Origin of the sequence: Maribacter litoralis (assembly GCF_902506355.1) — a bacterium.
Lineage (GTDB): Bacteria > Bacteroidota > Bacteroidia > Flavobacteriales > Flavobacteriaceae > Maribacter > Maribacter litoralis.
Genome location: NZ_LR733271.1, coordinates 2,167,692 through 2,180,037, shown reverse-complemented (window position 1 = coordinate 2,180,037; position 12,346 = coordinate 2,167,692). Strand labels below are relative to the sequence as shown.

Here is a 12,346-nt window from a genome sequence, read left to right as displayed (position 1 = left end):
ACAAATGGTAGCGATAACGTGAAAAATAAAATCATTTTTTTTATAGGGGATTTGCTTGTATTTCTAATGCCTAAAAAAGCAGAAGACTTTGCTAAAACCGGCATGACCATTACCGATAAAAGTAAAATTAGCTTAGTTGAGCTCTTTATGCGCAAATCTCTTTTAAGAAAAGTAGAAGAGAAACAAGACTACAATACATTATCTGACTTTCATAAGGCATATTGGAAAAATAAGGGAGATGATTTCTTTTCAGCAACCGATGAAACGTTTGAAAAAAATTTCTTGCCAGAATGCTCCTTTATATTCAAACTTCTAAATGACAAATTATCGATAGAAAACGAAAGCTTTAATACCCTAGTTGAAATTGGTGCTGGAAACGGAAAGGTGCTTAATTATTTAAGTGAACAGCTTCCGCAAATAAGTAGATTTATTGGTATAGATTTGAGTCAGAATCAAACTTCACTAAATAAGGAAACATATAAAAACAATGCCAAACTTGAGTTTGTAGCAGGCGATGCTTTTGATTGGGTAAATACTTACGCCAATAAGAATATGATATTTGTTACTTCTAGAGGTGTGCTTGAGTATTTTACCAAAGCTAAGCTTCTAGATTTTTTTCAACAGATAAACCGATTAGGAAATACCATTTTTATTGCCATTGAGCCTAACGGAATTGACCATGACCTGAAAACAAATTCGAGTTCAGAACTTTATGGATATGAACGCTCATTCTCCCATAATTACGCATTTTTATTCAAGAAAGCCGGTTTTGACCTATGGCATAGTTCAAAAAAAGCGAGTACCTCAGACCATTATTTTAGCTATTTAGGTGCTGACAATTACAGTAAAAAACCCATATTGGCTACAGCAGAGCAACTTTAAACCCTATTTGAACTCCGAGCTATTTTTATCCAACACTTGTTGAAGTGTCTTTGATAAAACTATATCGTTAGGTGGTGAAAACATGGTTAAATGCTCACCTGGAACATAATGCACTTCTATTCCATTCTTGGCGTATGAATTCCACCCCAAAGTTTTAGGATCATGGGTATAGTCTATGACATCCTGTATCCTAAACAAGTCGGCCTTAATTGGTAATGGTTGTAGATGATATCTATCGATAACCTTATTATGCTCAATAATTCTACTCTCATATTCCCAATCATAATCCATTTTAGACAAGGTATTCTTATCTTTTTTCAACCTTAAATAAAGCTTTTTCAAATTTGCTTTCGTTACACCAACTCTGTAATTAAAACCCTCTCTACTTAATAAAAGTTGCTTTAAAACATGTAAAGCTTTATTAGCTATGTAATTACCAAATGCCAATTTTTTACCTATATATGTATTACGCCCATAATGTGCATAAGCATAGGTATCTAATAATACCAAAGATGAGATCTTCTCTCCCTTGTCCATTAATTGCTTTGCCATTTCATAGGCAATAATTCCACCAGAGGAATAACCAGCAAGCATATACGGTCCTTTTGGTTGTGTTGCCAAAAGTGCTTCGTTGTAATGAGATGCAATTTCTTCTACCGAAGTTAAAAGGGGTTCTTTACCGTCTAATCCTTTGGCTTGAAAACCATAAATGGGTTGATCCGGGTTCATATGATCCTTTAATGTCTTAAATGAAAGAATATTTAAACCTGCACCATGCACAATAAACAATGGTGTTTTAGCACCTTTAGGTTGTATGGGCACTAGAGAGTCCCAGGTTACCTTGTGCTCTTCGATTTTGATAAGACTTGCCAATCTCTTAACCGTAGAATACTCGAACAAGGAGGAAAGTGGTAAGCGTTGACCAGACTTCTGCTCTAATTTAGTCATTACCTTTGCCGCAATCAACGAATGACCACCAAGTTCAAAAAAATCATCATCTACATTTACCTGATTTAAGAACAAACATTCTTTCCAAACTTCAGCCACTAATTCTTCAGCCTTTGTAAGTGGTTGAACGTTTTCAGTTGAAGTAATTTTGCTTTTCGTAGCTGTATCCGGTAAACTCTTTCTATCTAACTTACCGTTTATAGTTACCGGTAATTTTTCTAATTTTATATACTCAAAAGGCAACATAAAAGACGGCAATTGCTTAGCTAATTGTTCTTTCCATTGTACAACACTAGAATCCCAATCGGCATCACTGCCTTTATAGACCACATACGCCCTTAACGCATTATTTCTAACATCAGATGTTGCGGCTGAAACTCCTTTCAACTTCGCTAAAGCATGTTCTATTTCCCCAAGTTCTATTCTGTGTCCACGAACCTTTACTTGTGTATCTTTTCTACCCAAGCATTCTATTTGACCATTTGGTAAAAGTTTCCCTAAATCGCCCGACAAGTACATTTTAGACTGACCGTCAACTGTAAAAGTATTTGTAACAAAACGTTCATTAGTCAACGTTTCTTGACCTAAATACCCCTTTGTAACCCCTTGACCACCAATGGCTATTTCACCTACACTACCATTTGGCACGGGATTTCCATAATCGTCTAAAAGGTAAATTTGTGTATTGGCTATAGGTTTACCAATCGCAATAGGGTCATCTGTTGCTAAAATTTTAGTAAGAATACAACATACCGTGGTTTCAGTTGGTCCATATATATTCCAAACCTCAGTACATTTTTCTATTAATTGTAACGAAAGCGGTTTCGGCACAGGCTCACCTCCAATTAATGCCTTAATAGGCAGTGGATTTTCCCAACCGGAATCCAGTAAAATTTGCCAAATCGTAGGTGTTCCCCACATCATAGTTATTTTATCCTGAATTGCTTTTTGCAATAAAAGATGACCATCTTTTCTGGTATCTTCATCCACTAAAATTACACTTGCACCGTGAATTAATGGTAAGAATATTTCCATAACCATAGCATCAAATGAAATTGTGGTTGTTGCAAATATTTTATCATCGCTGGAAATACCCGGCTCATCACCCATAGAATACAAGAGATTGATCACATTTTTATGTGTAACCTGTACGCCTTTTGGTTTTCCCGTAGATCCTGAAGTATATATAATATAAGCCCCAGCATCTGCAGAAACTTGTATTTTTTCAAAATTTACATCATCACTAAACTCCATGTCCTCAATGAAAATGTTTTCGCAACCATGATCTAAATCTTTTTTTGCTCGATCACAAATGAAAAACGTAGCACTTGCATCTGATATCATCAATTTAGTACGAACATCTGGATAACCGGTATCTATAGGCACATATCTAGCACCACATTGTAATATAGAGAATAGTGTTATTATTAAATTAGAAGATCTCTCCAAAGAAATTGCAACCGTGGTACCTGGGGCAACTCCCTTTGTCCATAAATACCCAGCAGTGGCATCAATTTTACCTTGCATCTCTGCATAGGTAATTTTCTCTTTATTAAACTCTAAAGCTATGGCATTTGGTGTAGCACTCGCCTGTTTTTGAAATAACTCATGAAGGTTACTGTCTGGCAAATCTAAAGAAACACCCTCAATGGCAACAGATTGTTGCTTTTTACCAATTATTTCGGATAATTTTGCTTCGGGATTTTCAACTAACTTGTTGATTATAGCCTTAAAAGAATCACCGAGTTCAAGAATGGTACTTTCTTTGAACAAGTTCGTATTATAAGACCATTCTAGCGTAATTTTCTCATTAGAACCTGTTGCATTTAAAAATAGCTCGAAGGTTTCATATTTGCGTGGATTACTATGATAGTCATAGGTCAAACCCTCAAAAGCAACATTATCATCCAAATTCATGTCTACATTAAAAACAACAGGAACCAGAGGAACCCTACCCGGAGTTCTTGGAATATTCAGTTTTTTCAGTAAGCTACCAAATGTGAGTTCTTGATTCTCGAATGCATCGAAATTCGCAGATTTTCGTTTTTTCAAATAATCTAAAAAGCTATCGTCTTCATTAAGCTCACTTTTCATTGGAAGGAGCTTAACGCAATGACCTACCAAATTTTTGACACCCATGTTAGATTGACCAGCCACCGGAAGTCCGAGCACAATACTTTTTTGCGCTGTAATCTTATAAAGTAATATTTCAAAAGCTCCCATTAAAGTTAACACCAAACTGGAATTGGCTTTAATACCGGTATCTTTTATTCGCTTTACAATATCTTTTCCTAAAGATTGATTAATACGAGCACCGTTATATGTTCGTTTTATAACCTCACCAAAATCGGTAGGTAGGGTTGTTTTCGGAATATCACCCTGGAAAAAATTCAACCAATAATTCTCTGCTTTTGCAAACTCACCATTAGCCTTTAATTCTTCTTGTTGTGATACATAGTCGGTATAGGGAGTTGGCTCTGGCAGGTCATGTGGTTGGTTAAGCACTTTTGACGAATATAAAGCACCTATTTCTTGCATAATAATACCAACAGACCATCCGTCGCATACAATATGATGTGCGGTAATGATAAAGTTGAATACGCCTTCCTTTACTTTAATAAGGGTAAATCTAATCAACGGACCTTTGGTTAGATCAAAAGCAGTATTTACATCCTTATCTGTGTAAATATTGATTTCTTGATTTTTTTCCCCGACCGATAGGTGACTATAATCTATTAGGTTAATATTTGTTATTACCGATGTATAAACATTAATATATTTTCCGTCAGGACTAAAAGAAGATCTTAAGGACTCATGCCTCGCGATTAGCTCATCTACTGCTAATTGCAAAGCGCGTACATTAAGCCCACCACGTAGTTCTATAGTTAGGGAAAGATTATAAGCAATATTTGCATCTTCCCCACCAAAATAACAAGAATGCCAAATTTCCTCTTGAGAGTCAGTTGTTGGCAAAATATGTTTAATCTCAGGTCCTTTAAAAGGATTAAAAGGTGTTAAAACTTCCAAGTTTCTTTACTAAATAAGTTAATACATTTTTGGATAAGGGAAACTTCTTCGTTTGATGTTAATTACTGTTTTAAACTGGTAATTCATCAAATACAGCGATAAATATATTTATATTCCTCACAAGAATAATTTAGATTCGCTAATCTGTTAAAAAAAAGAGTTGTTTGAATATATTGAATAGTATATCCATGAATTTGAAGAAGTAACAACTTTATAAAACCTTGGTGATTAAGTTATCTTTAGCTTCTCATTTTTAAGTTATATGTTTAAAAGAATGAAACAATTCTTTTAAACATATAAAAGACATGATCATTTATAAACGACCATGCCTTCTCTTGTAATTATTTGCGAAAAATTTAAAACGTTACCACTAAAGATAACTCAATAGCCACATCAACCTTTTAATAACTTTTCAGTCATTAATTTAGCATACATAATTTGGTTCTGCTCAATAAGATTAAATGAAGTTTGATCTGTTGTATTTTTTGATTTCTCTTGTACAGATGCAATTAAATTTTTCTTCACTTGGCCACTCCTTTTGACCTTAAAATATGGTTTGAGCTGCATGTAGCAATTTTCAAGAGAAACTAATCTTTTCCTTTGATAAGAAGATGTTAGTCTCCCATTTAAAATGTTAGATATCATCATACGGTGGTTTAAGTTGATAAAAGAACGGGGTAAAACAATAAAAATTTTATAAAAACCAGTACAAAACCTAATATATAAGATTAAAACATAACTAGTTATATAAAAATTAAACATAACAAAAATAACAATTTAAGTGCTAAAAAAATATCGAATTATATGAATTTTAACTAAAATGCCAGTTTATTATTATTTTTTGTGTTGTAATTAAATTTAACCCTCAAACAAGATACAGATACCATTACCTATAAACGCCATTAAGTAAAGACTGCTAATTACGTACATTACTTATTTTAAATTAATACTGAATAGAATTTGGTATCAAAATACAATTCGAAGAATACTTAAAATCGAATGCTTAACATATCCTATATTTTAGACCCTTATTTATCATAAAGCATCAAAGATTATACGCCCTAAAAATACTCTTCACAAAAATTTTAAATAATAAATTGGATAATTACACTTTATCGAATAAATGATTAATTTGTCTAAGGTTTGAATTCAACAAAGCGATTTAGACAAATATTATTCTAAATTTGTTTCACAACCATTAACCACAGTCATTATTGGCTCATTTGCTCAATAATGTCTTTCAATACTTATTTTGTTATAATCTAGGTAGTGGTAAAACGTACTTTTACTTTTGAACCAGTTATAAACAATTATAAATGATTCCTCTTTTCTTATTAAAATATATTGAACACCCTTATAACAGGGCAGAAAGCAATTACAATTCAAATTCTATAGCAGAAAATTTGAAATATTGTTAAAATAAAATATTATTTAAATTCATTTCACAAACTATGAAAGTAGCATTAATTACTGGAGTCACAGGTCAAGACGGCGCTTATTTGAGCGAATTTTTATTGAAGAAAGGATACCAAGTTCATGGATTAAAAAGAAGAGCATCTTTATTCAATACAGACAGAATTGATCATTTATATCAAGACCCACATGTTGAACATAGAAATTTTGTACTTCATTATGGTGATATGACAGATAGCACCAACTTAATACGTCTAATACAAGAAATACAACCAGATGAAATCTATAACTTGGCGGCCATGAGCCATGTTCATGTTTCTTTTGAGGTACCAGAATATACCGGAAATGCAGATGGCTTAGGTACATTACGAATTTTAGATGCCGTTCGATTATTAGGACTTGAAAAAAAGACACGTATTTATCAAGCATCTACCTCTGAATTATATGGTAAGGTACAAGAGGTACCGCAATCGGAAACTACTCCGTTTTACCCACGAAGTCCGTATGCGGTAGCGAAAATGTATGCATTCTGGATTACAGTAAACTATAGAGAAGCATACAATATGTTCGCATGCAACGGTATTTTATTTAACCATGAATCTCCTATTAGAGGGGAAACTTTTGTTACCAGAAAAATCACCAGAGCAGCAGCACGTATTGGCTTAGGTTTACAAGATAAAGTGTATTTAGGAAACCTTGATGCTCAACGTGACTGGGGGCATGCCAAAGATTATGTACGCATGATGTGGATGATTTTGCAGGCAGATGAACCAGAAGATTGGGTTATTGCAACAGGCAAAACCACACCTGTAAGAGAATTTGTAAGAATGGCATTTGCTGAGATGGGTGTAGAAATAGAATTTAAAGGCGAAGGTGTTGATGAAAAAGGGTTTGTAAAATCATGTTCTAACCCAGATATTCAATTGGAAATAGGTAAAGAGATTCTTTCCGTAGACCCTAAATATTTTAGACCAACTGAAGTTGAGTTACTAATTGGCGATGCTACCAAAGCCAATACAAAGTTAGGATGGACACCAGAATATGACTTACAGGCATTGGTAAAAGATATGATGCAGCATGACCTAAAACTAATGAAAAAAGATCAGTATCTGAAAGAAGGTGGGTATGTAACTTTTAACTATTTCGAATAATTCCACCAGCATTATTATAATTTTCATTGAAGGTAAAATTTTCAAATGTTAGATAAAGAAGCGAAGATATACATAGCAGGTCATAGAGGGCTTGTGGGTAGCGCCATAGTTAAAAACCTCAAAAGCAAAGGGTACACTAATTTAATTTTTAGAACACATAAAGAATTAGATTTAACCGATACTTTAAAGGTTTCACAGTTTTTTGAAAACGAAAAACCTTCATATGTAATACTTGCCGCCGCAAAAGTTGGCGGCATTGTTGCCAACAATACGTATAGGGCAGATTTCATTTATGAGAATCTCATGATTCAAAATAATGTTATTCATCAAAGCTATAAACATGGTGTAAAAAAATTACTTTTTTTAGGTAGTACCTGTATTTATCCTAAAAATTGTCCACAACCCATGAAAGAAGATTACTTGTTGACCGATACTTTAGAATATACCAATGAGCCTTATGCTATCGCTAAAATTGCTGGTATAAAAATGTGTGAAAGTTACAATTTACAGTATGGCACCAATTTTATTTCAGTAATGCCTACCAATTTGTACGGACCTAATGATAACTTCGATTTAGAGAAATCACATGTATTACCAGCATTGATTAGAAAAATGCACTTAGGAAAAGCCCTAGAGAATGATAATTGGGATGCCATCTCATCAGACTTAAATACCTTACCTATTGAGGGAGTCAATGGAAACTCTTCAAGACAAGATATTTTATCTGTCTTAGATAAATACGGTATAAAAAAGAAAGATCACAACATTCATTTAGAAATTTGGGGAACAGGAAAACCAATGCGAGAATTTCTTTGGAGTGAAGACATGGCAGACGCCTGTGTTTTCTTAATGAAACAAAGAGATTTTAATGACTGTTATGACCAAGACAACAAAGAAGTTCGCAATACGCATATTAACATCGGTACTGGTGTAGATATCAGTATTAAAGATTTAGCCGAACTTATTCAGCAAAAAATAGGTTTTAAAGGCGAATTATATTTTAACACAGAAAAACCAGATGGAACTTTAAAAAAACTAACAGACCCCTCAAAACTACATGACCTTGGATGGAAACACACCGTTTCACTATCCCAAGGCATAGAACAAGTTTATTCTTGGTATACCACTAAGAACTAAATATAAATACCTACAGATTTCTATCAAACTTTAATTTCCCTGTTATCCATTAGCATTTGCGAATGGATAACAGTAACAACCTATCATTAGCTCTTAAACCAACCATTACTAACAGCTGAAATGAAGAAATCTAATTTTATAATACCAGTATCTTTTGTGGTACATATACTGTTCATTAATTTGACTTTGTATATGTATACACCAGATACATATCTTAATCCATATTGTATAGCATATTACAATTTAACATGGTTAATAACCACCTATTGTTTAAATTTTTATCCAACTGCTAGAAGAGATGGTTTCATGACCAACTTCAAAACGTTTATTGTTTTATTTATCATCTATGGCTTAGTTTATTTTACATCTTTTGTTTTCTTTGGTATACACTCTTATACCCCATTATTTCTATCACTAGTATATTTACAAATTTGCGCACTACTAACACTCTTCAGAGTACTATTTTATTGGGCTAAAAAACTATATAGAACTAAAGGACATAATAGTACTAGAGTAGTAGTTATAGGTAAAGACAAAAACCTTCAAAAGCTAAGACGAATTTTTGATAATCCTGAATATGGGTATCGCTATATGGGCTATTTTGACAACTCCAACCCCAGCAGTTCTACCTGCTTAGGTGATATTGAAAGTTCATTTAATTATATTTTTGAGAATAATGTAGAAGAAGTGTATTGTATGGCCTCAAAATTAACCAAGGCAGAAATACAGTACTTAATGAAAATTGCTGATAACAGTCTTAAAAGAATTAAAATAATACCAGATAATAAAGAGCTATTTTCGAGAGCAATGTCATTAGAACTATATGGCGCAGTTCCTATTTTAAATTTAAGGGCTTCACCTTTAGATCTAGATTATTCAAATCTAATTAAACGAATTTTTGATATTCTAGTATCAAGTTTTACAATAGTATTTGTTTTATCTTGGTTAACCCCATTAGTCTATATCCTAATGAAACTAGACTCAAAAGGACCATTGTTTTTTAAACAAAAACGTCACGGAGTCAATAGAGAAATTTTTTGGTGTTATAAGTTCAGGTCCATGACTCAGAATAAAACTAGTGATACTCAAATGGCTACTAAAAATGATGTACGGGTAACCAAATTGGGTAAAATCATGAGGAAGACAAGTATAGATGAACTGCCCCAATTTTTTAATGTTTTTATGGGTGATATGAGCGTTGTGGGCCCTAGACCGCATATGGTACTACACACCCAACAATATGAAAACTCTATTGATAAATATTTAGTTCGACATTTCTTAAAGCCTGGTATTACAGGTTTAGCTCAAATTCAAGGATGCAGAGGAGAAATTATTAAACGTTCGGATATTGTAAATAGAGTTAGATATGATATATTTTATATGGAAAAGTGGTCTTTGGGCCTAGATGCCAAAATTGTATTCTTAACAATATATAATGCCCTTAAAGGAGAAGCACGTGCTTACTAAACTAACACTACTTTATTTTAAAGTTTTCCTTATTTTTTAAATAACAGTTTAACTCCGTTAAAAATCAATAAGGCAATAAAACCAACCACAAGACCGGTTAAAAACTCTACTATAATACTTGGCACATTGGGCAATATATGATGTAAGAAATCAATATTATGAACAAAAATACCTCCAGAAACTAAAAGCAATGCTATAGTGCCAATAACGGAAAGTCCTTTAATTACCTTTGGTAACGCACTTACAAAAAATTGCCCTATTTTATCTGAAATAGTATTTGTCTCTTCATTAAAGTTGATCAACCTAGTACCAAATTCATCCATTCTAACAATTAACGCCACAATACCGTATACCCCAACCGTCGCTAATAATGCGACCACAGAAACAACGGCAATCTGAGTTACTAATGGTTCTTCAATTACAGTACCTAATGCAATGATTACTATTTCAATAGAAAGAATAAAATCGGTTACGATAGCAGATTTAACTTTTGTTTTTTCCAAGGCTAAAATTTCATCTTTAGTCATAGGTTCAGCATCGGCAGAAACATGGGTATGATTGTGAGGAACAAAGAACTCGTAAATTTTCTCCGCACCTTCAAAGGCAAGGTAAATTCCACCTAATATTAAAATAAGCGTAACCGCCCAAGGCAAAAAAGCACTTAATAAAAATGCTATGGGTAGAATTATAATTTTATTGAGCAACGAACCTTTTGTAATGGCCCAAAGCACAGGTAATTCCCTTTGAGAGACGAATCCTGATGCTTTTTCGGCATTTACCGCCAAATCATCACCAAGAATACCTGCCGTCTTCTTAGTAGCTATTTTACTCATTGCCGCTACATCATCTAACAATGCTGCAACGTCATCTAAAACTGCAAAAAATCCTGAAGCCATTTATTCTTATTTTACGACCAAAAATAATTCAACAAATTCATTATTTAGAATTCTATTAAGAAAAAAGATAACCCATCTCTAATTTGTAACTTTAATACCCAATTGAAATAAGATTTAAATGAAGGAAATTAATTGGGGAATTATTGGTTGTGGAGATGTTGCCGAGGTAAAAAGTGGTCCTGCTTTTCAAAAAGTCGCTAATTCCAATTTACTAATGGTCATGCGTAGAAATGAAGCCAAGGCCAAAGATTTTGCTGAACGTCACAACGTACCGTTTTGGACTTCTAACGCAGATGATATATTAAGTAATCCTAAAATACATGCAGTATATATTGCTACTCCACCCTCTTCTCATCTTATGTATACTTTGCAAGCATTAAAGGCAGGCAAACATGTTTACTTAGAAAAACCAATGGCACTGAACCTAAATGAAGCTAATCAAATTTGTAAAGTATTAGTAAATAGCACCGGCAAATTAACCATGGCACATTACCGACGTAAATTACCAGCTTTCTTAAAGGTTAAAGAATTATTGGAGAATAATTCTATTGGCGAGGTACTCCACGTTGATTTACAAGTTCTACAATCTAAAAAAGAGCTGTTTATTTCAGATAAGAAAGATAATTGGAGAGTACAACCGGAAATATCTGGCGGAGGTTATTTTTATGACCTAGCACCTCATCATATAGATTTGATGCTCCATTTTTTCGGACCTATTGACAAACTACATAGCCTTACCAAGCCAACCTATAATAAGGTAAATGAAATGGTTAACGGCATTATTTCATTTACAAATGGTGTTCAATTTCGAGGTTTTTGGCAATTTAATGCCGCTGAAATAAACCAAAAAGATGAGTGCACAATATTTGGAACAAACGGCTGTATTAAATTTTCTTTTTTTGGCACGAAAGTTTACCTTATTTCCAAATTAGATGAAAGAGTATTTGAATTCAATAATCCTAAACATGTACAAGAACCTATGATCAAAGCTACTATTGATTACTTTCTAGGAAATAAAAAAAATCCATGTACTGCAAGTGATGGACGTAGTGTTATGAATGCATTAGAACAATTAAGTGGCAATAAAGATTAGTTTCAAACCAGCCATATCAAAATAAATAATTTGAAATAGTATCTATTTATATTTTTTGGATTACTTTTTCCCGTAATAACAACCACCAAAACACGTAAATTGTACCCATGAAAAAATTAATTCAAATTATTGGCGCTTGGTATGGCGCAAAGAAAATTGGAGGTGGAAAATGTGGATGTATAGGAACCGTATTCGTTTTCCTAATTCTATATTGGATATTCGGTTACGTTTTAGAGGCTTTTTGAGATTGGTTGTTGGTTATTTCGCCAAGCGCTAAACGCCTCACGCATTACGCTTTTCGCTGGACGATTCAATTGCGCTTCTTTCGTGAT

The 12,346-nt window shown here is 33.4% G+C and carries 7 protein-coding genes; 5 read left to right on the top strand and 2 right to left on the bottom strand.

The window, feature by feature from the left end:
• Positions 1 to 66: 66 nt before the first annotated feature.
• Entirely contained in the window at positions 67 to 882 is an 816-nt protein-coding gene (locus tag EXIGUO8A_RS09150; protein WP_159302884.1) for a class I SAM-dependent methyltransferase, read from the top strand.
• A gap of 3 nt (positions 883 to 885) precedes the next feature.
• On the opposite strand, the gene EXIGUO8A_RS09145 is transcribed toward EXIGUO8A_RS09150, so the two are convergent.
• Positions 886 to 4,857 carry a non-ribosomal peptide synthetase gene (locus EXIGUO8A_RS09145; protein WP_159302883.1) on the bottom strand — a complete coding sequence of 1,324 codons (3,972 nt, stop codon included), beginning with the start codon at positions 4,855 to 4,857 and terminating at the stop codon, positions 886 to 888.
• Between the two features lie 1,451 nt (positions 4,858 to 6,308).
• Here EXIGUO8A_RS09145 and gmd point away from each other — a divergent pair.
• The 3 genes from gmd (at position 6,309) to EXIGUO8A_RS09130 (ending at position 10,025) form a co-directional block, all read left to right on the top strand.
• On the top strand, positions 6,309 to 7,421 hold the full coding sequence (gene gmd / locus EXIGUO8A_RS09140; RefSeq protein ID WP_159302882.1) for a GDP-mannose 4,6-dehydratase: 1,113 nt from the start codon (positions 6,309 to 6,311) through the stop codon (positions 7,419 to 7,421).
• Positions 7,422 to 7,466: 45 nt separating this feature from the next.
• Complete coding sequence (locus EXIGUO8A_RS09135; protein WP_159302881.1) at positions 7,467 to 8,558, top strand: GDP-L-fucose synthase family protein; 1,092 nt, start codon at positions 7,467 to 7,469, stop codon at positions 8,556 to 8,558.
• A gap of 120 nt (positions 8,559 to 8,678) precedes the next feature.
• Complete coding sequence (locus EXIGUO8A_RS09130; protein WP_159302880.1) at positions 8,679 to 10,025, top strand: undecaprenyl-phosphate glucose phosphotransferase; 1,347 nt, start codon at positions 8,679 to 8,681, stop codon at positions 10,023 to 10,025.
• A gap of 29 nt (positions 10,026 to 10,054) precedes the next feature.
• Here EXIGUO8A_RS09130 and EXIGUO8A_RS09125 read toward each other — a convergent pair whose 3' ends face one another.
• Positions 10,055 to 10,921, bottom strand: a complete 867-nt coding sequence (locus tag EXIGUO8A_RS09125; protein WP_159302879.1) for a DUF808 domain-containing protein — start codon at positions 10,919 to 10,921, stop codon at positions 10,055 to 10,057.
• A 118-nt stretch (positions 10,922 to 11,039) separates the two neighbouring features.
• Between EXIGUO8A_RS09125 and EXIGUO8A_RS09120 the strand changes: the two genes are divergently transcribed.
• A complete protein-coding gene (locus EXIGUO8A_RS09120; protein ID WP_159302878.1) occupies positions 11,040 to 12,014 on the top strand; it encodes a Gfo/Idh/MocA family protein in 975 nt (324 codons plus the stop codon).
• Positions 12,015 to 12,346 lie beyond the last annotated feature (332 nt).

Coding starts and splice junctions, on each gene's coding strand:
- gmd (WP_159302882.1), top strand. CDS start 6,309: ATGAAAGTAGCATTAATTACTGGAGTCACAGGTCAAGACGGCGCTTAT.
- EXIGUO8A_RS09150 (WP_159302884.1), top strand. CDS start 67: ATGCCTAAAAAAGCAGAAGACTTTGCTAAAACCGGCATGACCATTACC.
- EXIGUO8A_RS09130 (WP_159302880.1), top strand. CDS start 8,679: ATGAAGAAATCTAATTTTATAATACCAGTATCTTTTGTGGTACATATA.
- EXIGUO8A_RS09135 (WP_159302881.1), top strand. CDS start 7,467: ATGTTAGATAAAGAAGCGAAGATATACATAGCAGGTCATAGAGGGCTT.
- EXIGUO8A_RS09120 (WP_159302878.1), top strand. CDS start 11,040: ATGAAGGAAATTAATTGGGGAATTATTGGTTGTGGAGATGTTGCCGAG.
- EXIGUO8A_RS09125 (WP_159302879.1), bottom strand. CDS start 10,921: ATGGCTTCAGGATTTTTTGCAGTTTTAGATGACGTTGCAGCATTGTTA.